The 23,715-nt window shown below is 67.2% G+C and carries 27 protein-coding genes; 11 read left to right on the top strand and 16 right to left on the bottom strand.

Annotated elements, in window-relative coordinates; all coding sequences use genetic code 11:
- Positions 1-7 precede the first annotated feature (7 nt).
- From CLM74_RS05675 to CLM74_RS05655, 5 genes are all read right to left on the bottom strand, one after another.
- Entirely contained in the window at positions 8-1,144 is a 1,137-nt protein-coding gene (locus CLM74_RS05675; protein WP_088101601.1) for a metallophosphoesterase, read from the bottom strand.
- 82 nt (positions 1,145-1,226) lie between these two features.
- A complete protein-coding gene (locus CLM74_RS05670) occupies positions 1,227-2,765 on the bottom strand; it encodes a TerC family protein (protein WP_105163614.1) in 1,539 nt (512 codons plus the stop codon).
- Between the two features lie 62 nt (positions 2,766-2,827).
- Positions 2,828-3,052, bottom strand: a complete 225-nt coding sequence (locus CLM74_RS05665) for a helix-turn-helix transcriptional regulator (protein ID WP_025873919.1) — start codon at positions 3,050-3,052, stop codon at positions 2,828-2,830.
- Between the two features lie 13 nt (positions 3,053-3,065).
- The gene (locus tag CLM74_RS05660; RefSeq protein ID WP_105164941.1) at positions 3,066-3,533 is read right to left on the bottom strand and encodes a DUF2975 domain-containing protein; all 468 of its coding nucleotides are present in this window, start codon (positions 3,531-3,533) and stop codon (positions 3,066-3,068) included.
- 186 nt (positions 3,534-3,719) lie between these two features.
- Positions 3,720-4,313 carry a hypothetical protein gene (locus tag CLM74_RS05655; RefSeq protein WP_105163613.1) on the bottom strand — a complete coding sequence of 198 codons (594 nt, stop codon included), beginning with the start codon at positions 4,311-4,313 and terminating at the stop codon, positions 3,720-3,722.
- 131 nt (positions 4,314-4,444) lie between these two features.
- On the opposite strand from CLM74_RS05655, the gene CLM74_RS05650 reads away from it, so the two are divergent.
- Positions 4,445-4,756 carry a metalloregulator ArsR/SmtB family transcription factor gene (locus CLM74_RS05650; protein WP_025873922.1) on the top strand — a complete coding sequence of 104 codons (312 nt, stop codon included), beginning with the start codon at positions 4,445-4,447 and terminating at the stop codon, positions 4,754-4,756.
- Between the two features lie 11 nt (positions 4,757-4,767).
- A complete protein-coding gene (locus tag CLM74_RS05645) occupies positions 4,768-6,156 on the top strand; it encodes a DUF2867 domain-containing protein (protein WP_105163612.1) in 1,389 nt (462 codons plus the stop codon).
- Between the two features lie 42 nt (positions 6,157-6,198).
- Here CLM74_RS05645 and CLM74_RS05640 read toward each other — a convergent pair whose 3' ends face one another.
- From CLM74_RS05640 to arsH, 6 genes are all read right to left on the bottom strand, one after another.
- Entirely contained in the window at positions 6,199-6,630 is a 432-nt protein-coding gene (locus CLM74_RS05640; RefSeq protein WP_025873924.1) for a pyridoxamine 5'-phosphate oxidase family protein, read from the bottom strand.
- Between the two features lie 144 nt (positions 6,631-6,774).
- Complete coding sequence (locus tag CLM74_RS05635; RefSeq protein ID WP_032975904.1) at positions 6,775-7,275, bottom strand: GNAT family N-acetyltransferase; 501 nt, start codon at positions 7,273-7,275, stop codon at positions 6,775-6,777.
- Positions 7,276-7,286: 11 nt separating this feature from the next.
- Positions 7,287-7,730, bottom strand: coding sequence for a hypothetical protein (locus tag CLM74_RS05630; protein ID WP_088101552.1), 444 nt, complete (start codon positions 7,728-7,730; stop codon positions 7,287-7,289).
- 72 nt (positions 7,731-7,802) lie between these two features.
- Complete coding sequence (locus tag CLM74_RS05625; RefSeq protein WP_105163611.1) at positions 7,803-9,545, bottom strand: GGDEF domain-containing protein; 1,743 nt, start codon at positions 9,543-9,545, stop codon at positions 7,803-7,805.
- A 55-nt stretch (positions 9,546-9,600) separates the two neighbouring features.
- Positions 9,601-10,566: an AI-2E family transporter gene (locus CLM74_RS05620; RefSeq protein WP_229655702.1), complete on the bottom strand. Its 966-nt coding sequence runs from the start codon at positions 10,564-10,566 to the stop codon at positions 9,601-9,603.
- Positions 10,567-10,712: 146 nt separating this feature from the next.
- Complete coding sequence (gene arsH, locus CLM74_RS05615) at positions 10,713-11,444, bottom strand: arsenical resistance protein ArsH (protein WP_105163610.1); 732 nt, start codon at positions 11,442-11,444, stop codon at positions 10,713-10,715.
- Between the two features lie 17 nt (positions 11,445-11,461).
- Here arsH and CLM74_RS05610 point away from each other — a divergent pair, with 17 nt between their 5' ends.
- From CLM74_RS05610 to CLM74_RS05595, 4 genes are all read left to right on the top strand, one after another.
- Positions 11,462-11,791, top strand: a complete 330-nt coding sequence (locus CLM74_RS05610) for a metalloregulator ArsR/SmtB family transcription factor (RefSeq protein ID WP_105163609.1) — start codon at positions 11,462-11,464, stop codon at positions 11,789-11,791.
- Positions 11,792-11,806: 15 nt separating this feature from the next.
- Positions 11,807-12,313, top strand: coding sequence for an arsenate reductase ArsC (locus tag CLM74_RS05605; RefSeq protein WP_105163608.1), 507 nt, complete (start codon positions 11,807-11,809; stop codon positions 12,311-12,313).
- 14 nt (positions 12,314-12,327) lie between these two features.
- A complete protein-coding gene (arsB, locus tag CLM74_RS05600) occupies positions 12,328-13,350 on the top strand; it encodes an ACR3 family arsenite efflux transporter (protein WP_032951566.1) in 1,023 nt (340 codons plus the stop codon).
- Positions 13,351-13,538: 188 nt separating this feature from the next.
- The gene (locus CLM74_RS05595) at positions 13,539-13,931 is read left to right on the top strand and encodes a DoxX family protein (RefSeq protein ID WP_105163607.1); all 393 of its coding nucleotides are present in this window, start codon (positions 13,539-13,541) and stop codon (positions 13,929-13,931) included.
- Between the two features lie 39 nt (positions 13,932-13,970).
- Here the strand turns inward: CLM74_RS05595 and CLM74_RS05590 are convergent, their stop codons facing one another.
- Positions 13,971-14,978: a LacI family DNA-binding transcriptional regulator gene (locus tag CLM74_RS05590; RefSeq protein WP_105163606.1), complete on the bottom strand. Its 1,008-nt coding sequence runs from the start codon at positions 14,976-14,978 to the stop codon at positions 13,971-13,973.
- Positions 14,979-15,073: 95 nt separating this feature from the next.
- Here CLM74_RS05590 and CLM74_RS05585 point away from each other — a divergent pair, with 95 nt between their 5' ends.
- From CLM74_RS05585 to CLM74_RS05565, 5 genes are read left to right on the top strand one after another with little or no spacing between them, the layout of a single operon-like run.
- Positions 15,074-16,126, top strand: coding sequence for a sugar phosphate isomerase/epimerase family protein (locus CLM74_RS05585; protein WP_105163605.1), 1,053 nt, complete (start codon positions 15,074-15,076; stop codon positions 16,124-16,126).
- 26 nt (positions 16,127-16,152) lie between these two features.
- Positions 16,153-17,370, top strand: coding sequence for a nucleoside permease (locus CLM74_RS05580; RefSeq protein WP_105163604.1), 1,218 nt, complete (start codon positions 16,153-16,155; stop codon positions 17,368-17,370).
- A 12-nt stretch (positions 17,371-17,382) separates the two neighbouring features.
- Entirely contained in the window at positions 17,383-18,507 is a 1,125-nt protein-coding gene (locus CLM74_RS05575; protein ID WP_105163603.1) for a Gfo/Idh/MocA family oxidoreductase, read from the top strand.
- A 19-nt stretch (positions 18,508-18,526) separates the two neighbouring features.
- Positions 18,527-19,393, top strand: a complete 867-nt coding sequence (locus CLM74_RS05570) for a sugar phosphate isomerase/epimerase (RefSeq protein ID WP_105164940.1) — start codon at positions 18,527-18,529, stop codon at positions 19,391-19,393.
- 18 nt (positions 19,394-19,411) lie between these two features.
- Positions 19,412-19,708, top strand: coding sequence for a cytochrome c (locus CLM74_RS05565; protein WP_170919600.1), 297 nt, complete (start codon positions 19,412-19,414; stop codon positions 19,706-19,708).
- A gap of 30 nt (positions 19,709-19,738) precedes the next feature.
- Here the strand turns inward: CLM74_RS05565 and CLM74_RS05560 are convergent, their stop codons facing one another.
- Genes CLM74_RS05560 through CLM74_RS05545 form a run of 4 tightly spaced genes read right to left on the bottom strand, consistent with a single transcriptional unit; the run spans position 19,739 to position 23,674 of the window.
- Positions 19,739-20,512: a DUF1080 domain-containing protein gene (locus tag CLM74_RS05560; RefSeq protein WP_105163602.1), complete on the bottom strand. Its 774-nt coding sequence runs from the start codon at positions 20,510-20,512 to the stop codon at positions 19,739-19,741.
- A complete protein-coding gene (locus CLM74_RS05555) occupies positions 20,497-21,072 on the bottom strand; it encodes a gluconate 2-dehydrogenase subunit 3 family protein (protein WP_105163601.1) in 576 nt (191 codons plus the stop codon). Before CLM74_RS05555 ends, CLM74_RS05560 begins: the two co-directional genes overlap by 16 nt.
- Positions 21,072-22,757, bottom strand: a complete 1,686-nt coding sequence (locus CLM74_RS05550; protein ID WP_033830571.1) for a GMC family oxidoreductase — start codon at positions 22,755-22,757, stop codon at positions 21,072-21,074. Before CLM74_RS05550 ends, CLM74_RS05555 begins: the two co-directional genes overlap by 1 nt.
- A 26-nt stretch (positions 22,758-22,783) precedes the next feature.
- On the bottom strand, positions 22,784-23,674 hold the full coding sequence (locus tag CLM74_RS05545) for a TIM barrel protein (protein ID WP_199776077.1): 891 nt from the start codon (positions 23,672-23,674) through the stop codon (positions 22,784-22,786).
- Positions 23,675-23,715 lie beyond the last annotated feature (41 nt).

The raw sequence follows: 23,715 nt of genomic DNA, 5'->3' as shown, positions 1-23,715 counted from the left end.
CACCGCATCACGGCGCCCGGCGCAGGGTGATCATCGTAATCTCCGACGGTACGCCGATGCGGGCCGGGAACCCGGCCCACAGGCCGGCACCGTTGCTCACGTACAGCGTCATGCCATCCACCGCGTAGCGACCGGAGACGAAGCCGCCGTTGGCGCGCTTCACCAGCTGGTCCATGCCGATGATCTGTCCGCCATGGGTGTGCCCGGACAGCTGCAGCTTCACCCCGCGTGCAGCGGCCTCGCGTGCATTGCGTGGCCGATGGTCGAGCAGGATCACCGGTGCGCTGGGGTCGGCACCGGTCAGGGCGGCCTCCAGGTCGGGCAGCGGCAGGCCATAGCGTGCGGCGACCGGGTCGGTGACGCCGGCGATGGTCAGTGCTGCCCCGCCACGGCGCACCTGGGTGTGGCTGTTTTCCAGCACCTGCATGTGCAGTGCACGGAAGGCCTGCATCCATTCGCTGTACTGCGCGTAGTACTCGTGATTGCCGGTAATGGCGATCACCCCGTCCGGCGCACGCAGGTCCGCCAGTGGGGTGTAATCGTTGCGGCGCGCCTGCACGCTGCCGTCGATCAGGTCGCCGGTGATCACCACCAGATCCGGTTGCAGTGCGTTGCTTGCAGCCACGACCTGGCGCACCCAATCGCCGGTCAGCAGGCGACTGGCATGGATGTCGGTGAGCTGCAGCACACGGTAGCCATCGAAGGCCTGCGGCAGGCCGCTGATGGCCACCTCGATCTGCCGTGGCTTGGGTACGGCCATGCCCTGGCTGACACCGAAGGCACTGAGCAGCAGCGTCAGCACCGCGGCAGACGGGCGCAGCGCCTTGCTGCGCAGTACGGAAAGGGCGCGCGGTGCGCGCAGCAGGCGCGCGGCCAACAGGCCGGCGTCCAGCACCAGCAACGCCAGGGCCAGCAGCAGCACGGCGGTGGAACCGGTGGCCAGCGTGGCAATGGCCATCTTCGGAATTTCCGGGGAGGCCATCGTGCCCCAGAAGCTGGCGACGATGCGCAGCTGCACGGCAATGCCCACCAGCAGCACCGACAGCACCACCTTCGACCAGACAGGCAGGCGCAGCGGCCAGAACAGGCGCCAGGCCACATACAGGCCCATCAGAAAACCAATCGTACTCAGCACTACGACAATCCAGAACGGCGAACAGGCCCGCCATGGTGACGGCAGAAGACGGCAATGGATAGAGCCGGGCATGGGCCCAGCCCCGACATCGTCACGCTTCTGGCAGGCGTTCCACCCGCAACCGCGTGATGCGCCGCTTCTCCATCGCCAGCACGGTGATGCGGATACCGGCCACCTCCAGCGTGTCGCCGATGTCGGGCAGGCGCCCCAGTTGCTCCAGCACCAGCCCGGAAATGGTCATGTAGTCCGCGCTGCGCGGCAGCGACACGCCGGCCAGCCGCTGCAGGTCGTCCAGGGTCAGCGCGCCGTCGGCGTCCCAGCAGTCCTCGCCCTGTGCAACCACGCCATAGCGCTCGTCCTGGGTATCGGCCAGATCACCGGCGATCGCCGCCAGCAGGTCGTTGGCCGTTACCAGGCCTTCCACGCTGCCGTACTCGTCCACCGCCACCGCCAACGGCACCGGGTGCTGGCGGATCAGCTCCAGGGCCTGCAACGCACTGGCGCTGGACAGCACGTACTGCGGCTCGCGCAGGTTGCCTTCCAGTTGCAGTGGCTTGCCCTGCAGCAGGTCGGCGAGCAGGTCGCGGCTCTGCACCACGCCTCGCAGGCTGTCCAGATCGCCCTCGCCCACCAGCATCCGTGTATGCGGCGACGCCACCAGGCGTGCGACCACATCGTCGTGACCACGCGCCATGTCGATCCACTGCACGTCGGCACGCACCGTCATCACGCTCGATACCGGACGGTCGGCCAGGCCCAGCACACTGCGGATCATCTCGTGCTCGGCGGGCTGCAGGCGTTCTTCGGTGCTGCCGCGCTCATCGGCTTCGTCTTCATCGTGGCCATTGGCCTGGCGCGCACCCAGCAGCCGCAGCACGGCATCGGCAGTACGCTGGCGGAACGGCTGGCGCTGCTCGTTGCGCTCGCGGTTGAAACGTATCCACTGGTTGAACGCTTCCACCAGGATCGAGAACGCGATGGCCGCGTACAGGTACCCCTTCGGAATCTTGTAGCCCAGGCCCTCGGCCACCAGGCTGAAACCGATCATCAGCAGGAAGCCCAGGCACAGCACCACCACGGTCGGGTGCTTGTTGACGAAGCGGGTCAGCGGCTTGCTGGCCAGCAGCATCAGCGCCATCGCGATGGTCACCGCCGCATACATCACGCCGAGGTTGTCGACCATGCCGACCGCGGTGATCACCGAATCCAGCGAGAACACCGCATCAAGCACCACGATCTGCGCCACCACCATCGCAAAGCTGGCATAGACCTTCTTGCCGTCCTCGTGATGCTCGCGGCCTTCAAGCCGCTCGTGCAGCTCCATGGTGCCCTTGAACAGCAGGAACAGGCCGCCGCCGAGCAGGATCAGATCGCGGCCGGAGAAGCTGTGCTCGAACAAGGTGACCAGTGGTTCGGTCAGTTTCATGATCCAGGCCAACGCAGCCAGCAGCACCAGCCGCATCAGCAGCGCCAATGCCAGGCCGATCACACGCGCGCGGTCGCGCTGGTGCGGCGGCAGCTTGTCGGCCAGGATCGCGATGAACACCAGGTTGTCGATGCCGAGAACGATCTCCAGCACGACCAGGGTTGCAAGGCCCATCCATATCGAGGGGTCAGCCAACCATTCCATTTCAGGTCCGTTTCGTCAGTAAGGGAAAAGTGGTGCGGTGCAGGCGTGCGGCGCAGCCAGGCTCAATCCGCATCCTGCGCCTGCGCAGGGTCATGCCCGAGCAGGTCGCCAGGGCTGCATTGCAGTTCGCGGCAGATCGCATCGAGGGTGGAAAAGCGGATTGCGCGTGCCTTGCCGGTCTTCAGGATCGACAGGTTGGCCAGGGTGATGTCGATGCGCCCGGCCAGCTCGGACAAGGTCATGCCGCGCTGCTGCAGCATGCGGTCGAGGGTGATGACGATCGCCATCAGATCATGCCCATCAAATCACACCGTCCAGATCGTCGCGCATCGCTGCGCCAACGGTGAACACCCGCGCCAGCACGAACAGCATCAGCACGGCCACCAGGCCGGTGATCGACATGCCACCGCCAACTTCCATCCACGCAAAGTCCGGCCCCATCCAGCTGGCATACAGACCGATCACGATGGACAGCACCTCCATCGCCAGCATCAGCCAGGCCATGCGTTGCAGGCGTACGGCATTGGCATGGGTGAAGGGGCGTTCGTTGGCCGCAGAACGCAGCAGCCGCGCCAGGTGGCGCAGGAACACCAGGCACAGCACCAGCAGCGCGACGATGGCGGCCAGGCCCGCGCAGAAATGCAGGAACAGATGCGAACCGTGCACGGCCGCGGCCTGCGCGTCGTGCACGCTGTCCAGCAGCCAGCTGCGGTCGTAGGCCACCAGCGGCACCGCCAGCAGCGCGGCCAGGATGCCCAGCCAGCACATCGCGCGCACCGCCTGCACGGCGGTCTGGGCCAGGGTGAACAAGCCGCGCGCAGGAAGGGCGCGGGCGGGACGAGCGGTCAAGCAGCCTCCGATGTGGAGCGGCCCTGCCGCCCCGGGGTGGATTTATCGATAAACGATATATCACATCCCCGGGCTGTTGGCTGAATCGCGTGTACTCCGGCAGCGCTACCGGGCGGGTGCCGGTGCAGGCGGCGCGGCCTGTTCGCGCATAGCCTCGCCCGGCGAGGCCGAGGCCATCGCCTGCACCCCCGCCTCGGCGGCCTGCCGGGTGACCAGCCGGAAGCGCACGCGCAGCTTGCTTTCGCCCGGCGTTGCCCAACCGTACTGGATCGCCACTTGGTCGCCGGACAATGGACCGCGCGAGGGCAGCGAGCGGATCTGCAGCGGCTTCGGTGCGGCCTGCATCAGCCGCGCGAAGCCCTTCTGCACCACCGCCGGGTCGGCCTTCTCGGCATACACGGTGCAGGTGCCATCGTCGGCCCAGCTGACCGCGTAGCGGCCACTGGCCAACGGCACCATCCATGCCATGCCCGGCTGGCCCTGCAGCAGCGTAGCGGCCTCGGCCGGCCGCAGCGGCGTCAGGCCATTGGCATCCATCAGCGACTGCAGCCGCGCCGGCGCGCCGATGTGCTGCATGCAGGCAGTGTCGAACAGTTCGCTGAAGGGATCCTGCGCCGGTGCCTTCGGCGCACGCGCAGGCTGGGCCATCACCACGATCGGCAGCAGCAGGCCAGCGATCAGCCAGGGCGCAGGGCGCATCGGAACTCCACGGAACGGAAAACAGCGGGGAGGATGACAAAGCCGGGAGGCAGTACGCAACGGGCACGCCTGCGCTTGACATCACCTGCCGCCAGGGAGAACATCAGTTAACGAATTAGTTAACTGCAACCATGGACCGCATCTTCGAAGCCCTGGCCTCCACCGCACGCCGGCAGATCCTGGCCTACCTCAGCGCCGGCGAACTCAGCGCCGGCGAGCTGGCCGAGCGCTTCGATTTCAGCAAGCCGGCACTCTCCAGCCACCTGCGCATCCTGGAAGACGCTGGCCTGATCGAACGCGAGAAGCGCGGCCAGTTCGTGTACTTCCGGCAGGTGCCCGACCGCCTGGCCAACACGCTGTTTTCCTGGGCTGCCGAAGTCTGTCCGGTCGGCGGCCCGCTGAAGCGCGAAGCGCGCGCACGCCGCAAGACACCCGCCCGCTGAGGAGCACTGCGATGCCCGGTTCGACCCGCACCAGCCGTTCGTTCCCGAGTATCCAGCTTCCGGCACACGACGGTGGTGGCCCGGTGGAAGTCACCCTGATCGCGCAGCTTGGCATTGGTGCCGGCGATGCGCTGGTAAGCGATGCCAGCCAGCGCCAACGTCACCACCCGGCCTTCATCGATGCGCTGGACGAGCCCTCGGCACGGCTGGGTGGCATGCACCTGCAGCTCGGCGATCCGTCATCGCTGTACAGCTTCGTGGTGGGTGCCGGCGGCCATCCCTTCCACCGCCATGCCGGGCCGCGCATGTTCACCGCCATCGCCGGCAGTGCCGGTGCCGAGCTGCGGTTTGCCAGCGCATCCGATCAGCAGCTGGCGGACGATCCCTCGCACTTCCTGCGGTCGCTGCGTCGTGTCCGCATCCCGCCCGATTGCCTGTTCACCGTGCGCTTTGGTGGTGGCACCTGGCACCAGTTCGCCTCGAACAGTCCGGCCCACCCTGCCCTGTTCGCGCTCTCGTGCCACAGCAATGAACTGGCCGGAGCAATGAGCGCGCAGGCGCGCGCACTGGCACAGGCAAACGCCGCGGACATTCCCAGCCTGACCGAGGTGCTGCCAGCAGCGCACTGGCCCAGCGCAACCACACTCGCCGCCACGCCGTTGCTGCAACTGTCACTGCAGGCGGCGGCGCCCAGCCTGCGCGCACACCTCTGTGCGCGGACGCGCACATTGCTGGGGCCGCTGCGTCGCTTCAGCCTGGAGCCACTGCGCGGATTCGTGGAGCGGGCGACGCCGGCGTACCCGGTCTGCAGCAGCGCGTCGTCGCCTCCAGCGGGAATGCTCGCCAGCGCCCTGCCGCACGGTCACTACAACGACACGACCACACTGACCCTGCACGGCGGGCAGACCCGCCATCGATCGGCCTCCGCCCTGCTGGCCGACGTACTGGACGGGTTCCTGCGCAACCCGCCGGCGGGCGTCGGCCGCTTGATGGCCCTGCGCAATCGTCTGGTTGCACCACTGCGTCTGCGCACCTCGCCGCTGGGCTGCCCGGTGTCGTCGCTGCTGTCCACCGATCGCAGCCGCGTGTTCGGCGGACGTTTCCCGGTGCTGGATGCCCGAGTAGATGCGGAAGACCGGTGTGCCGAAGTGCTGCTCGGCGCAGACGACCGCCATCTCCGCTTCCGCAGCAGCGTGCGCGTGCAGTTCTGCGAGGACGGCCAGGTCCAGATCAGCCTGGGCTCGCGCGTGCAGACGCTCAATGCGTTTGGCCGCTTCTACATGGCCATGATCGACAGCGCCCATCGCCATTACGTGGCCCCGGCACTGCTGCGCCGCGCCGTTGAACATGCGCTGGCACCGGAACTGGCCGCGTGGTCCGGCACGCCTGTACATTCCTGAGCTGCGGCAGCAATGTGCAGGGGCCCTGTGCGGCCCCCGCGATCAGACCACGATCTCGCCTTCGTCCTCGCCATCCCAGTAATGGATGCGGCTGGCGTGTACGTGGATCAGCACCAGACCCGGCGTATCCACGCCCTGCTCGAACCACCGCTCCAGGTCCTTCACCCAATGCTGGGCCATCGTGGCGCGATCGCGGATCAGCGCTGCCCTGCCCTGCACGTGCACGAACAGCGGTGGCTTGCCCAGCAGCGACTTGCTGCCGGTCAGGCCCAGCGCCACGTTCGGGTCGGCGCTGATCTCGCGCACCATGTCGGTGTTTTCCATGGTGAAGAACCAGCTGTCGCCGTCGTAGTCCACATCGCCGTTGTTGCTCATCGGGCGGCCAGCAATCTGGCCACCGGCATGGGTCTGCAGCATGGTGAAATCGATGCCGGCCATTTTCTTGGCCAGTTCGGGAAGGGTGAGCGTGGTCATGGGCAGTTCCTTCAACAGATGGGTGTCCAGCGTCTGCCCGACGCGGTGACCGATGCGTGGATGGCTGCTGGCGCCTTCTTCACGCAGTGGCCGCAGTTGGCATTCCCGCGTGCAGCGCGCCCGCGCCGCGGTGACCGTCACGCATCAGCGCGGATAGCGGAACACCAGGTCATCCGGATCGCTGCGCACCGCCTGCGCGTCCAACACGCCGCCGAGGCGGACCGCCACTGCCTGCGAGGCGTGGTTGTCTGCTGCCATGTAGCTCACCAGCGTCGGCAATCCGCGCACCACGAACGCCCAATCACGCAGCGCCGCCGCCGCCTCGCTGGCGAAACCCTGCCCTTCCTGCCCGGCATACAGCAACCAGCCCAGTTCCTGTTCCGGAAACAGCGGGCCATGGTTGATGCCGACCTGGCCGATGCACTCGCCCGTGTCGCGGCGCTCGATCATCAACGCGCCGTGGCCGAACAGATGCCAGCTGGCCAGGTCGTGGCAGAACTGCCCCCACGCGGCGACCTCAGCGAACGGCCCGCCCATGCCGCGCGCACGGGGCGAGGCCAGGAACGCGGCATACACCGGGAAGTCATCCAGGCATTGCGCGCGCAGGCGCAGGCGCGGTGTCTCCAGCACAGGGATGTGGATCATGCGTGTGCCAGTCAGTACACGGCCAGGAAGCCGCAGCCGCGGCGTTGTGGTTGGCCCTCGACAGTCACCTGCACGCTGGCCGACGTATCCACGCCTTCGGCGTTGCGGCAGGGCTCGCGCTTGATCTCGACGATGGTGGGCTGCTTGCCCAGCTCACCGTTGAGTACCGTCAACGAACTGGGCGCACCGGCCGGCTGGCCGAGGTAGCGCAGCGTTCCACCGCTGCTGCGGCCAGCAACGGTGAGCGTGGCATCGTGGTTGCCCTTGCCGGTGGAGGCGATCTCGATGGACCAGCCGGCGCCCCCGCCGGTGAAGGCAGGCACCGGGCTGGCATCAGCGGCGATCGACGGATGACGTGGCGCATCGGCGCCCGGATCGGGCCGTGGTGTGCTGCTGGCGCAGCCAGCGAACAGGCCCGCCAGCAGCGTGGCAGTCACAACGGAACGCAGGGTCATGGCGTACTCCTGGGACGGGCGAGTGGCCAGTCTAGGCAGCAGCGCGTGCGCTGGCGATGAACGAGGCTGCCCTCAGCGTGCCGCACGTCCAGCAGGGGACACCTGCACCCGGTCGCGGCCCAGCGCCTTGGCCTCGTACATGGCGGCGTCGGCGGCGCGCACCAGCGCGTGCCAGCCAATCGGATCAAGCGCGCCCTGGGCAACACCGAAGCTGGCCGTGACCCGCAGGATGTCACGGCTGCCCAGCACGATGTCGTGCGCACGCAATGCCACCCGCAGCGACTCGGCCAACCGCCGGCCACTGGCCAGATCACCATCGGCCAGCAGCACCAGGAATTCCTCGCCGCCATAACGGGCGATGCTGTCGTTGCGGCGCAGATGGCTGCGCAGCAACTGCGCCACCTGCACCAGCACGTCATCGCCGGCCGCATGCCCCTGGCCATCGTTGATCGCCTTGAAATGGTCCACGTCCAGCAGAATCACCACCGCCTGCGTGCTTCCCTCGGCACGCCGCTGCCGTACCCGTTCCTCCAGCGAGCGCCGGTTCAACAGGCCGGTCAGCTGATCGGTATCGGCCAGCTCGCGCAGCTCACGGGTCAATGCCGAGCGCTGGTGCGACTTCGCCCGCAGTACCTCGATGGCATCGAACAGGCGCTGCATTTCCGCCATCGGGTGGGTGGCATGCTGCTCTGCACCCGGCGTGTCCGAGGCGATCTGGATCACCTGCGCCTGCGCCTGCAGCAACGGCCGCAGGATCTGCACGTGGGCGATGCGCAGTGCCAGCGCAAGCAGCAGCAGCGTACCCAGCACGGTGGCACCCAGCACGGCCAGGCGTACCGCTTCCTTGTTGCGGGTGTGCTGGAAGCGCGCGATCGAAACGCCGAGGTAGCCATCACGCAGCGCTTCCAGCGATTGCAGGGTGGGCACGTAGCGCGCGGTGAACTCGGCCGCCGTCCAGGGTGGCGGTACGCCGCGCCGGCCATCGTCGATCAGCTGTTCCACCATCGGCAGCGACTGGCCGAAGAACTGCCGGCGCGCCATGTCCCAGTGCAGGGACAGCGCCGGCTCGCTGCGGAACACCGATTCGTGGCTGGCCGCCAATCGCCACAGCTCCAACAGGCGGCCCTCGGTCTGCTGCGCGGCGCGTACCTGCGACTCGCGCCACGCGCCGGGCACGGCCAGCGGCGCCATCACGTTGGATGCCAAGCGGCCACCGTGCTCGCGCAGGTCGATCAGGATCTGCCCCTGCATGGCAGGAATCGCGGCTTCGCGATCAGCCGCGACCAGATCGCTGATCTGCACCGAGGTCAGCGCCTGCAGCCGGTCGTACACCGCGAACATGTTGTTGATCGCGTGCTCCACCTCCTCTGCCGAGCGCTCGCCTCTTGGCAGCGCGGCCACCCGGTCGACCGCGGCGCGCGCAGTCTGCAACCGGCGCCGCGCTTCGTGCAGGCGCGGTGTTTCGTCCACCACCCGCGGGTCGTTCTGGAACACGCTCTGCAGGTGCTGCGTCGCTGCGTCCACCCGCTGCCGTGCGACCGCCAGCTGCGCGGCCAGTCGGCGCTGCTCCTGCACATCGGTGCTGTCGGCGCCGAGCAGGCTGTTGGCCGGTCCACGTTCGGCCGACACCAGATTGGCCAGTTCGAAGGTCTGCCGCAGTTGCTGCAGGCTGACCAGGTTGGCCTCGGCTTCGGTGTAACGCTGCGTGCCCTGCACCAGCGCGATGGCCATCAGCGGCAGCGTGCACAGCACGAACAGGCCACCGAGGATCCAGAGCCAGGTCTGCAGTCCGTTTGGCGATGCCCTGCGGCCCATCGATGTATCCCCTGGCGTGCGGATCAGTGTAGCGCTCTGCCCGGGTGAAGGCAGGTCAGATCCAGCGCTGGTCCACCAGTTCGCGCTTCACGTAGGCGTAGAACACCGGCGCGGCTACCAGCCCGGGCAGGCCGAAGGCCGCCTCCATCACCAGCATGGCCAGCAGCAGCTCCCAGGCGCGCGCCTGGATCTCGCCGCCGACGATGCGCGCGTTGAGGAAGTACTCCAGCTTGTGGATCACCACCAGGTACAGCAGCGCAGCCACGGCCACGTAGAACGACACCGACAGCGCGACGATGGCGATGATGGTGTTGGAGATGATGTTGCCCACCACCGGCAGCAGGCCCGCCAGGAAGGTGATCAGCACCAGCGTCTTCGACAACGGCAGGTGCACGCCGAACAACGGCAGCACGCCCAGCAGGAAGATGGCGGTGAACACGGTGTTGAGCAGCGAGATCTTCACCTGCGCGAACACCACCTGGCGGAACGCCGTGGCCAGGCGGCTGGTGCGGCCGATCAGCTCCTGCGCCAGCGGGCCCATCTTCGGCAGCGGCAGTTCGTCATACAGCGCGATCATCGCGCCCAGCACCATGCCGATCAGCACCCGCACGCCCACCTGCACCACCGATGTGCCGGCCACGCCCAGCTGGCGCTGGTGCTCGGCGGCCCATTCGTTCACGGCGGCGCGCAGCGCCGTCAGATCCTCGGGAATGTAGGGCTGCAGCAGGGCCGGCACCTGGTGGCGCGAGGTGTTGAGGATGTCCATCAACCGCGCCAACAGCACGTCCGGGCCACCGGTCTCGTTGCGGAAGAACGAGGCCACGCCGATACCGGCCAGCACCAGCACGCTGATGATCACCGCCGACAACACGATCACCGCGATCGCCCGCGCCCGGCCGGGACGCAGCTTGCCTTCCACGGTGGAGGCCAGCACATGGGTCAGCTGGAACACCAGCAGGCCCGACAGCAGGGTCACCACCAGGCCAAGCTTCAGTGCCAGCCACATGCCCAGCAGCATCATCAGCCAGGCGGCGATGCGTGCGGCGGGAGGCCTGGGCAGGGTCGGGATGACGAGGGACATCGGGGCACATCCTGATGGGGTGGCCCATGGTAGTGGATTGAGGTGATGCGCCCGCGCATGCGCGTCCCTGTGGCGGTCGCGTGCCGTCAGCGTGCGACCACCGCCTCTGCTGCACGCGCCAATGCGGCGGCCTCCTGATCACCTTTGCGCTCGCTGTAGCGATCGACCAGGTAGTCCGCACGATCCCGCGTGAGCAGGGTGAACTTGACCAGTTCCTCCATCACATCCACCACCCGGTCGTAGTACGCCGAGGGCTTCATCCGCCCGTTCTCGTCGAACTCCTGCCATGCCTTGGCCACTGAAGACTGGTTGGGGATGGTCAGCATGCGCATCCACCGCCCCAGCACGCGCAGCGTGTTGACCGTGTTGAACGACTGCGAACCGCCACTGACCTGCATCACCGCCAGCGCCCTGCCCTGCGTCGGGCGCACGCTGCCGTCTTCCAGCGGCAGCCAGTCGATCTGGTTCTTGAACACGCCGGTGACCGTGCCGTGGCGCTCCGGGCTGATCCAGACCTGGCCTTCGGACCAGTGCGACCACGTGCGCAGGCGCTGCACTTCAGGGTGATCGGCGCCGACGCTGTCGAGCATGGGCAACCCATGCGGATCGAACACCCGGGTCTCGCAGCCGAGGTGGTGCAGTAGGCGCTCGGCCTCCAGCGCCAGCTTGCGGCTGAACGACTGCGGGCGCAGCGAGCCATACAGCAGCAGGATCCGCGGCGGGTGTGCGCGGCCGGCGCCCAGCAGGGTCGGGGCGGGCTGGGGAAGCGAGGCTTCGACCAGATTCGGAAGGGTGGCGCTTGCGATGGATTCATTCATTCGACTATTCTAGAAATATGGAAACGAAGAATGCAATCGCCGCCCTTACCGCCCTCGGCCATGCCACCCGCCTGGCCGCGTTCCGGCTGCTGGTCGAAGCCGGCCCGTCCGGACGCATGGCCGGTGACATCGCCGCCGCCCTGCAGGTACCGCCGGCCACGCTCAGCTTCCACCTGAAGGAGCTGCTGCAGGCCGGGCTGGTCGAGAGCGAGAGCCAGGGCCGCAATGTCTGCTACCGCGCCAACTTCAGCGCGATGACCGGCCTGATCGACTACCTCACCCACAACTGCTGCGCAGGCTCGCCCGATCCGGCCTGCAGCCCCACCTCCCCTGATTGCGCCTGCTGACCGGAGATCTGCTTCGTGACCACCCAACGCGTCCTGTTCCTGTGCACGGGCAATTCCGCCCGCAGCGTCCTTGCCGAAGCCACGCTGCGGGCGTGGGCCGGTCATCGCTTCGAGGTCTTCAGCGCCGGCAGCCAGCCCACCGGCGAGGTCAATCCGTTCGCACTTGCGCAATTGCAGGCCGAGGGCATTGCAACGGCAGGCCTGCGCAGCAAATCGTGGGACGAGTTCGCCGACGGCGCGCCGATGGACCTGGTGATCACGGTGTGCGATGCCGCGGCCGCCGAGGCATGCCCGGTGGTGTTCGGCGATTTCGTGCGCGCGCACTGGGGCCTGCCTGATCCGGCCGCCGTGGATGGCAGCGCGGAGGACAAGGCGGCTGCATTCGCGCAGGCCCATGCCATCGTCAAGGCACGGTTGCTGGCCCTGCTGGCATTGCCCGCAGACACATGGTCCGACCGCGGGCCGTTGAAAGACGCGCTGGATCGCATTGGTTTCGTGCAGCCCGGGGACGGCCAGGCGTGAGCGCACCGGCACCGATGGGATTGTTCGAGCGTTACCTGACCCTGTGGGTGGCGCTGTGCATCGTGGCCGGCACCCTGCTTGGCCACGCGCTGCCGCAGCCATTCGCTGCGCTGGCGTCGGCGGAGGTGGCCAAGGTCAACCTGCCCATCGCGGTGCTGATCTGGCTGATGATCATCCCGATGCTGCTGCGGGTCGATTTCAGTGCGATGCGCCAGCTCGGCCAGCACTGGAAAGGCATCGGCGTAACGCTGTTCATCAACTGGGCAGTCAAGCCTTTCTCGATGGCGTTGCTGGGTTGGTTCTTCCTGCGCCACGTGTTCGCCGACGCGCTGCCCGCCGCGCAGATCGACAGCTACATCGCCGGGCTGATCCTGCTGGCAGCAGCGCCCTGCACCGCGATGGTCTTCGTGTGGAGCAACCTGTGCCGCGGCGATGCCAATTTCACCCTCAGCCAGGTGGCGTTGAACGACGCGATCATGGTGGTGGCCTATGCACCGGTGGTGGCGCTGCTGCTGGGCCTGTCGGCGATCAGCGTGCCGTGGGACACGCTGCTGCTGTCGGTGTCGCTGTACATCATCGCGCCGGTGCTGGTGGCCGCACTGCTGCGGCGCTGGATGCTGGCCCGTCGCGGCCAGGCTGGCCTGCAGTCCGCGCTGCGGACGCTGGGCCCGGTCTCGCTGCTGGCCCTGCTGCTGACGCTGGTGCTGCTGTTCGGCTTCCAGGGCGAGCAGATCGTTCGGCAGCCGCTGGTCATCGCCATCCTGGCGGTGCCGATCCTGATCCAGGTCTACTTCAACTCCGGGCTGGCCTACCTGCTCAACCGGCGCCTGGGTGTTGCCCACTGCGTGGCCGGTCCCTCGGCGCTGATCGGCGCCAGCAACTTCTTCGAACTGGCCGTGGCCACCGCCGTGGGCCTGTTCGGCGTGCATTCCGGCGCGGCGCTGGCGACCGTGGTCGGCGTGCTGATCGAAGTACCGGTGATGCTGTCGGTGGTGCGCATCGTCAATGCATCGCGCGGTTGGTACGAGCGGCGCTGAGGCAAGGACGCACCGCGCAGGTCGCCCAAGCTGCCGGCGCCATCGCTCTCAACATCCACTTCACCCGTGATGGGATTCGATGGCCGGACAGGAGCTCCTGCTGCAGCGCCCCGGTCGGTTGGGCAAGGGCATACCGCCCTGCATGGTTGTTGATCATCCCCCGCCCTGCCCACCCTGAGGACGTTGCCGTGGACACATCACTTCACTCCCTTGCGAAGCTGGCCGCCCGCGTGTTGCTGATGCTGCTGTTCCTGGTATCGGGCCTGGGCAAGCTGTCCGACCCGGCGGCAACACAGGGCTACATGGCCGCGATGGGTCTTCCCGGCATCCTGTTGTGGCCGACCATCCTGTTCGAGATCGGCACGGCCCTGTGCATCCTGCTCGGTTTCCAGACCCGGGCAGTGGCAGCGGTGCTCGCCGCCTTCAGCCTGGTCACGGCCTTCATCTTCCACCACCAGCTCGCCGACCCGGTGCAGCAGATCATGTTCCTGAAAAATCTGGCCATCGCCGGCGGCTTCCTGCTGCTGGCCTGCGGCGGGCCTGGCCGCTTCAGCGTGGACGCCAGGCGCGGCAAGCCCTGAGCCGGGCAAAGCGCGGCATCCCGCCGCCCTGCCCTTGCCTCAGCGACCCTTGGGCGGGGCCGTCGAACCCCGCAGCATCACGCTGAAATCCAGCGTCTGCTGAAGCGGTACATCGACCTGTTCGATGATGGCGAGCAGCAGGTTGACCGCGCGCTCACCGATCTCGCGCATCGGTTGCCTGATGGTCGTCAACGGAGGCGTGAGGTAACGCGATGACGCCAGGTCGTCGAAGCCGACGATGGAGACGTCATCCGGCACGCGGATGCCAAGATCCCGGCAGGCTGCCAACGCACCCAGCGCCATCTGGTCGCTGAAGCAGAAGATCGCGGTGGGTGCGGTTGCGGGCGGCAGCAGCGCCATCGCGGCCGCATGGCCGGACTCCACGGAAAAGTCACCCGGCACGACGCTGAGGTTGCGCAGGCGGCCACGCGCCCTGCCGGCGGCGCGCACGCCTTCCAGCCGTTGCGTGTGCAGGGGATTGTCGGGCGGTCCGCCCACCACAGCGATCCGCTCGTGCCCCAGTCCGTACAGGTGCTCCATCACAGCGCGCGCGGCGGCCGCGTTGTCGATGTGGACGCTGGGGATGCCCAGCGCGGGATCGAACTCGCAGCCATTGACCACCGGTGCAGCGGTACCTCGTTGCTGGACAATCTCGCGCGCCGTCGGCGGCAGGCGATGCCCCAGCACGATCAGACCATCGGCCTCGTTGCGCCGGAGCATCTGCGCGTAGCGCTCCTCGCGCTCGGGCAGGTTCTGGGTGTCGCCCAGCAGGACGGCATAGCCAACGGCCTGCGCCGCATCCTCCGCGCCCTGCAGGATCTGCGCGAAGAACGGGTTGGCGATGTCCGGCACGGTGACCAGGATCTTGCCGCTGCGCTGGGTCTTGAGGGTCCTGGCCACCGTGTTGGGCACGTAGCCCAGCGCAGCAGCGGCCTGCTCGATGCGCGCGCGAGTAGCCGGCAGCACTTTGTCCGGCCGGGAAAGCGCTCGCGACACCGTGCCTGCGGAGACGCCGACGTGCCTTGCGATGTCGTAGATGGTGGCCATGGCGTTACCTCTTCCTTCCGCTGTGCAGTGCACAACGGGTCTTTCGAATGCCCCTGCTAGGATAATGCAATCGATTGCATCGAGGGCGAATCAACGTGAAGACGCTCAAGGGTCCAGCGCTGTTCCTGGCGCAGTTCATCGGCGACACACCTCCCTTTGATCGGCTGGACACGCTGGCCGGATGGGCCGCGGGGCTGGGCTATTCTGGCGTACAAGTGCCGACCAGCGCGCCCCACCTGTTCGATCTGGCCGAGGCGGCGCGCAGCCAGGCGTACTGCGACGACGTCAGCGGCATGCTGGGCGGACATGGCCTGCAGATCACCGAGCTGTCCACCCACCTGCAGGGGCAGCTGGTTGCCGTCCATCCGGCCTATGACAGCCTGTTCGACGGATTCGCGCCGCCGGACAAGCGTGGCGATCCGGCCGCCCGCCAGGCCTGGGCGGTGCAGCAGCTGCTGCTGGCCGCCAAGGCCAGCCAGCGCCTGGGGCTGACCGCGCATGCCACGTTCTCCGGCGCACTGGCCTGGCCATACTTCTATCCCTGGCCGCAGCGGCCACCCGGGCTGGTGGACGAAGCCTTCGCCGAACTCGGCCGACGCTGGCGCCCGATCCTGGATGCCTTTGACGCCTGCGGCGTGGACCTGTGCTTCGAGATCCATCCCGGCGAGGACCTGCATGACGGCGCGACCTTCGAGCGCTTCCTCGACGTGGTGGACCACCATCCCCGCGCGAAAATCCTGTACGACCCCAGCCACCTGCTGCTGCAGCAGATGGACTACCTCGGCTTCATCGACCGTTACCACGATCGCATCGGCATCTTCCACGTCAAGGACGCGGAATATCACCCCAGTGCCAGCAGTGGCGTGTACGGCGGCTACCAGGACTGGATCGATCGTCCGGGGCGGTTCCGTTCACTCGGCGATGGCCAGATCGACTTCAAGGCGATCTTCTCGAAATTCGCCCAGTACGACTTCCCCGGCTGGGCAGTGCTGGAATGGGAGTGCTGCCTGAAGCACCCGGAAGACGGTGCACGGGAAGGAGCCACCTTCATCCGCGACCACATCATCCGCGTGACCGGACGCGCCTTCGACGACTTTGCCGACAGCGGCACCGATCCCGGATCACTGCGCCGCATGCTCGGGATCTGAGACATCACTGCCTGGGAGGGCAAGCCATGACGCACACCATGTCGCGCTTGGGCGCGATGATGTTTCTGCAGTTCTTCATCTGGGGGGCATGGTTCGTCACCCTCGGAACCTATCTGGTGCAGGGCCCGCTGCAGGCCAGCGCAAGCCAGGTGGCGACGGCCTTCCTCAGCCAGTCCATCGGTGCCATCGTCGCGCCCTTCCTGATTGGCCTGATCGCTGACCGCTACTTCGCGGCGCAGCGCATCCTTGCGGTCCTGCACCTGGCTGGCGCAGTGCTGATGTGGCTGGCGTCCACCGCAACCAGCTTCAGCATGTTCTCCGCCTGCGTCATGGGCTACATGCTGCTGTTCATGCCGACGCTGGCATTGGCCAACAGCGTGGCGATGCGGCACATGCAGTCGCCCGAGAAACAGTTCCCGCTGGTGCGGGTGGCCGGCAGCGTCGGCTGGATCGTGGCAGGCGTGCTGATCGGCTGGCTGGGCTGGGAACAGGCGCATCGGCTCGAGCTGACCTTCCGGATGGCGGCGATGGCGTCGCTGGCGCTGGGCCTGTATGCGTTCACCCTGCCGCACACCCCGCCGCTGGCACGGCAGCGCGACGCCGGCCTGGGACAGATCCTGGGGCTGGATTCGCTGCGCCTGCTGAAGTCACGCTCGTACCTGGTGTTCTTCCTGGCGTCCATCGCGATCTGCATCCCGCTGGCGTTCTACTACAACTTCACCAACCCGTATCTCAACGATCTGGGCGTGCGCGGCGCGGCGGGCCTGCAGTCGCTGGGACAGGTCTCCGAAGTCCTGCTGATGCTGGCCATGCCGTTCCTGTTCGTGCGCCTGGGGGTGAAGACGATGCTGGCGGTGGGCATGGCCGCATGGGTCGTGCGTTACGTCATGTTCGCCTTTGGCGATGCGGGCGGCGGCTTCTCGCTGCTGGTGATCGGCATCGTGCTGCACGGCATCTGCTACGACTTCTTCTTCGTCACCGGCCAGATCTACACCGATACGCATGCCGGCCCGGCCGCGCGCAGCAGCGCGCAGGGATTCATCACCCTGGCCACGTATGGCGTGGGCATGCTGATCGGCACGTTCCTGTCCGGCGCGGTGGTGGAGCACTTCACCACTGCAGCCGGTCCGGACTGGCAGCAGATCTGGCTGTTCCCGGCAGGGGTCGCGCTGCTCGTGCTGATCGCCTTCCTGCTGCTTTTCCGCGACCGGCCAGTGGTTGCGGCCGCACCTTCCACGCCCTGAGGACCCTACCTGATGCCAAAGCCTGGAATCGCCATCGTCGGCACGGGAATGATCGGTGCCGTGCACCGTCGCGCGGCGCTGCTGGCGGGCGCCGACATCCGTGGCGTGGCCGCCTCTTCTCCGCAGCGCGCACGCGACGTGGCGCAGGCGTGGGGTGTCCCGCGTGCCTATCGGGACATCGAGGAGGTGGTCGCCGATCCACAGGTGCAGGTCGTGCACGTATGCACGCCCAACCACCTGCACCGCCCCATGGCACAGGCCGCACTGGAAGCCGGCAAGCACGTGGTCTGCGAGAAGCCGCTGGCCACCACGCTGGAGGACGCCCGGGCGCTGGCGGCGTTGGCTACCGCCAACGCGCTGGTCGCCACGGTGCCCTTCGTCTACCGCTACCACCCGGTGGTCCGCGAGGCGCGCGCACGCATCGCCCATGGCGAACTGGGGCCGCTGCACCTGATTCATGGCAGCTACCTGCAGGACTGGCTGCTGGACCCGGCCAGCAACAACTGGCGCGTGGACCCGGCGCTGGGCGGCGCGTCGCGCGTGTTCGCCGACATCGGCTCGCACTGGTGCGACCTGGTGGAATGGGTCAGCGGCGAGCGCTTCGCCGAGGTCAGCGCGGCATTCGACACGGTGATCGCCGAACGCAGCACCGACACCGGGCAGAGCTTCACCACAGCAGCGGCCGGTGGCGCGATGCAGGCGGTCACCAGCGAGGACGTGGCCGCAGCGATGTTCCGTACCGGCGCCGGGACGCTGGCATCGTTGACGGTCAGCCAGGTATCGGCCGGACGCCACAACCGCCTCTGGTTCGAGATTGATGGTGCCAGGGCCAGTGTGGCGTTCAACCAGGAAGACGCCGAGCGGCTGTGGATCGGCAAGCCCGACCAGCGCGAGGAAGTCTTCGTGCGCGGGCCGGGCGCCGGCAGTGCCGAACAGCGCCGGCTATCGCTGTTGCCGGCCGGGCACGCGCAGGGCTACGGCCACTGCTTCGAGGCATTCGTCGCCGACACCTACCGCGCCATCGAAGGCGAGCGACCGGATGGCCTGCCCACCTTCGAAGACGGCGTGCGCTCGGCGCTGATCGTCGACCGCGTCATCACCTCGGCCAGGACCCGTGCCTGGACCGCCATCGGTTGAACCCCGGGAGCATCTCATGATGAACACGCCTGCCCGCAGAACTGCCACCCTCGCCCTGCTGCTGTTCGCTGCCCTGCCCGTCCTGGCACACGAAGCCGCCAGCCCGCACAAGCCCATCGCCGTGCAGATGTACACACTGCGCAACGCCGGCCCGCTCGACCAGCAGTTGAAGATCGTCCACGACGCCGGCGTGGATGCGGTGGAAACGGTGGGCACGCAGGGCGTCAGCGCCAGCGAACTCAAGCAGTTGCTGGACCGATATTCGATCAGGGCGATTTCCTCCCACGTGCAACTGGCCGAGCTGCGCAAGGACCTGGACGGCGTGGTGGCCTTCAACCGGTCGATCGGCAACACCACCCTGGTGGTGCCTTACCTGGACGCGAAGGATCGGCCGACCGATGCCGCAGGCTGGACCGCGCTGGGCAAGGAACTGGGCGCGATCGCCAAGCAGGTACGGGCCAAGGGCATGCGCCTGGCCTACCACAACCATGACTTCGAACTGGTCGACTTCAATGGCCGGACCGGCCTGGAACTGCTGTTCGCAGCGGCCGGGCCGGACCTGCAGACCGAGCTGGACCTGGCCTGGGTCGCGCGTGCAGGCCTGGACCCGGCGGTGATGCTCGGCAAGTTCCGCGGCCACCTGTTCGCGGTGCACGCCAAGGACAATGCAGCCAAGGGCCACGCCGAAGACGAGGGCGGCTTCGCTGCCGTCGGCCAGGGTGTGCTGGACTGGCGCGCGATCCTGCCAGCCGCCGCAGCGGCCGGCGTGCACTGGTACATCCTCGAGCACGACCAGCCACGCGATCCGGCCAAGGTCATCCAGACCGGCGCGGACTACCTGCGTGAACACCTGTCCCCCCGCCTGCCAGCCAGCGCGCAGCGCTAGTACGCGAAGGAGTCCTGATTGAAAACGATGCTGAAAGTGGCTGTGATTCTCTGTGCGGCGATGCTGGCAACCACGGCATGGTCCAAGGACGACCCTGCAGCCGGCGCAAAGCTCTACACAGCGAACTGCACGGCCTGCCATGGTGCGGATCGCGCCGGCATGCCGGGCGCATTCCCCGCGCTCACCGACATCGGCAAGCGCCTGGATGCCGCGCAGATCAAGGACAAGATCAGGAAGGGCGGCGGACTGATGCCGCCGTTCTCCCAGCTGTCGCAACAGGAAATAGATGACATCGCCAGCTACTTGGCCAAGTAGACGGCCGGCGATCACGCCGGCCGCGTGCCGCTACAGCTCGCGCACCCAGATGTTGCGGTAGCTGACCTTGGAATCATGTTCCTGCAGGTAGAGCGGCGCGCACGCATGGGGCGAATACGAGGGCGCGCCGATGTACTCGGTCCTGCCCGCCAGCACGGTGTCGTCCTGCACCAGCACGCCGTTGTGCAGCACGGTGATGCGCGCGGGCGAGATGAGCCCGCCGCCCGGCGAGAAGCGCGGCGCCTTCCAGAGGATGTCGTAGGCCTGCCACTGCCCCGGTGCACGCGAGGCGTTCACCAGCGGCATGGCCTGCTTGTAGATGGAGCCGGCCTGGCCGTTGGCATAGGTCGGGTTGTTGTAGCTGTCCAGCACCTGCAGCTCATAGAGTTCCTGCAGGAAGATGCCGCTGTTGCCCCGGTTCTGGCCGTCGAAACCCTTGGTCTCGACAGGTGTGCGCCACTCGACATGCAGCTGGATGTCGCAGAAGCGCTGCCTGGTGCGGATGCCCTTGCTGCCCGGCACGATGGTCATGGCGCCGTCGGCGACGGTCCAGGGCACACGCCCACCCTGCTCCGACTCCCAGGCGGAGGCATCCTTGCCATCGAACAGCACGATGGCGTCGGACGGCGCCTTGCCCGGCGGCGTGGCCACGGTTGCAGGCACGGGCGTCCACACCTCGGTCTTTGCCGGGTCGCGCGTGGGCTCGGTGTTGGCCTGCGCGAACGCCGGTGCCGCGGCGAGCACGCCGGCGGCGATCAATAGCGGCGCGATCTTCATGGCGTGATCCATCAGCTGGTCCCCCATGCGGGCGTGCCGGGAACATAGGCCAGGTCGCCGTCGTAGCGGCCCGGCACGGCGACGTAACGCAGCACTTCGGTCGCGCCAACCTTCGAGGTAAAGAAACCGAAGATGGTGAGCTGCTTGAACATCGTGAAGTAATGCGGCATCGGTTCTCCTGCCTCGGCGGTGCCGGTTTCGGTCACCTCGACCGCGTGCTTCCTGGCCTCTGCATCCAGCGCGCGCAGCAGTTCAGTGCGGGCCTGCGGCGCAAGTGAAACGAAGCGGCCGCCGGCGCGTTTGTCGATATCGGACAGGCCAGCACGGAACGTCGCCTGCTGTCGGGCGGTGTAGCAGTCGCTGACGAACGTCGCCATGAACGCACCGGCGCCTGCGTCTTTCGCCCCCGGCGTTTTCGTCCGCGGCAGGATGGTCTCGGCGATCTCGTCCAGCGTGCCGACATCCGCGTCCGAGAAGCGCGTCTTCGCCCCTGCGGCGGGAGCCTGTGCCTGACCGAGCGCAGGCAGGCCGATCATCGCCGCGCCGGTGGCGGCGACGATCATCTTCAGCAGTTCGCGGCGGTCCATCAGAGGTTCCCCGCTTTCAGTTCGCGCACGGCGTGGTCGGCGGCCCGCGCGGTCAGCGCCATGTAGGTCAGCGACGGGTTCACGCACGCGCTGGAGGTCATGCAGGCACCGTCGGTCACATAGACGTTGGGCGCATCCCAGACCTGGTTGTGCTGGTTCAGCACGGACGTTCTGCGGTCACGGCCCATGCGCGCGGTCCCCATCTCATGGATGCCCTTGCCCGGGGCGTAGTCGTTGTCGTGCATCTCCACGTCCTTGACGCCGGCGGCCTCGAGCATCTCGGCGGCATCGGCGGCCATGTCCTTGCGCATGGCCAGTTCGTTGGCGCGCATGGATACATCCATCGCCAGCACCGGCAGTCCCCACTTGTCCTTGCGGTCCCGGTCCAGGCGGATCGTGTTGTCGTGGTGCGGCAGCATTTCGCCAAAGCCGGTCATGCCGATGCGCCAGTCACCAGGAACGGTCAGCGCCTCCTTCAGGTCGGCACCGATGTTCAGCTCGGCGATCTCGCGCGACCACCCCGTGCGGCTGGCACCGCCCTGGTAGCCGAAACCGCGCAGGTAGCCGCGCTTGTCAGCGGCCACGTTGCGGAAGCGGGGAATGTAGAAGCCGCAGGGACGACGGCCGAAGTAGTACTTGTCCTCAAAGCCTTCGACCCGGCCGGAGGCACCCGCGCCGAAATGATGGTCCATCACGTTGTGTCCCAGCTCACCCGACGATGAGCCCAGCCCACCCTCCCACACATCGGTGGCCGAGTTCATCAGCAGCCAGGTCGAGTTGAAGGAGGAGGCGTTGAGGAAGATGACCTTGGCCGTGTACTGGTAGGTCTGGCCGGTCTCTGCGTCGATGATCTCCACGCCCCGCGCTCGCTTGCGGTCCTTGTCGTAGAGCACTTCCTTGACGATGGAGAACGGCCGCAAGGTCAGGTTGCCGGTCTTCATCGCCGCTGGCAGTGTCGCCGCCTGGGTGGAGAAATAGGCACCGAAGGGACAGCCGAGGATGCACTTGTTGCGGTACTGGCAGTTGACGCGGCCCTGCTCAGGCATCGGCTTGGTGATGTTCGCCGTGCGCGAGTGGATCATGTGCCGGGTTCCGCCGAAGGCCTTCCTGATCCGCGCGGCCACGTCCTTTTCGACGATGTTCAACGGGATCGGCGGCAGGAACTCGCCGTCCGGCAGCACGTCCAGCCCTTCGCGCGTACCGGCGATGCCGGCGAACTTCTCGACATGGTCGTACCAGGGTGCGATGTCGGCGTAGCGGATCGGCCAGTCGGTGGCGATGCCGTCCTTCAGGTTCGCCTCAAAATCCAGGTCGGAGAAGCGATAGCTCTGACGGCCCCACATCAGCGAACGGCCACCCACGTGGTAGCCGCGGAACCAGTCGAATCGTTTGGTCTCGATGTACGGCGATTCCTGTTCGTCGGCCCACATGCCCTGCAGGTTCTCGGCCAGCGCGTAGTCGCGCATCAGCACCGGGAAGGCGGCCTTCATCGCCTGTGTAGGCCGGTTGCGATGCGGGAAATCCCACGGCTCCTTCATCGCGTTGACGTAGTCCTTGACGTGCTCGATGTTGCGTCCGCGTTCCAGCATCAGGACCTTCAGGCCCTTCTCGGTCAGTTCCTTCGCCGCCCAACCGCCACTGATTCCCGAGCCAACAACGATGGCGTCGTAATGATTGTCTGCCATGGATCTCTCACCTGGTGGATATCGTTTCATACGTCGCAGAGGCGGATGGCCTCGCGCAGCGAACCGACGGGATCCGGTGCCGCAGGCATGAATTCCTGCGCCAGATACCCATCGAAACCGGTGTCGCGGATCGCGCGACAGATGGCGGGGTAATTGAGTTCCTGCTGGTCCCCGATCTCGTGCCGGCCCGGCACGCCCGCGGTGTGGTAATGCTTGAAACAGGCGTGGTGCCTGCCGATGGTGGCGATGATGTCGCCCTCCATGATCTGCATGTGATAGATGTCGTACAGCAGGCCGAAGTTGTCCGAGCCGAGCCGCTGGCACAGCTCCACGCCCCAGGCGGAGTGGTCGCACAGGTAGTCGCGATGATCGACCCTGGAGTTCAGCAGCTCCATCACGAGCACCACGCCACGTTTCTCGGCGTGCCCGAGGATGCGCTTGAGGCCGGCCTCGGCATTGGCCATGCCCTCCTGCGGGTCCATCCCGTTGCGGTTGCCGGAAAAGCAGATGAGGTTGCGGTAACCGGCATCGGCCACCAGGTCGATATGCCGCGTGTAGCGCTCCACCAGCTGGTCGTGGAACTCACGGCCGGCAAAGCCTTTGGTAAGGCCCAGCTCCGCGCCGTTGCACATCGAGCTGTATACGCCATGGGCCTTCAGGGTGGGCCAGTCTTCCGGGCCGACCAGGTCGATCGCGGCAAAACCGATGTCCTTCACCGTCGCGCAGAGCTGGGCGACCGACAGCTGCGGGAAGGTCCAGCGGGCCACGGCGTGCTTCAGGTTGCCCTTGAGCGGCGCAGTGGCGGCAAACGCAGGCAGAACGCCCGCCGCCCCCAAGCCAAGGCTCGCAGCGGCCGCCATGCGCAGCGCATCGCGCCGCGTGAGGCCCGGGGCCGGTCTGATCGAATGGATGGACATCCACCTGCCGGCCTCCCAACCGGTATCAAACGCAACGATTC

This window comes from Stenotrophomonas sp. MYb57, assembly GCF_002966815.1.
Classification (GTDB): domain Bacteria; phylum Pseudomonadota; class Gammaproteobacteria; order Xanthomonadales; family Xanthomonadaceae; genus Stenotrophomonas; species Stenotrophomonas indicatrix.
Note: the sequence above shows the minus strand (reverse complement) of the source record. Positions and strands in the feature narration are given on the sequence as shown.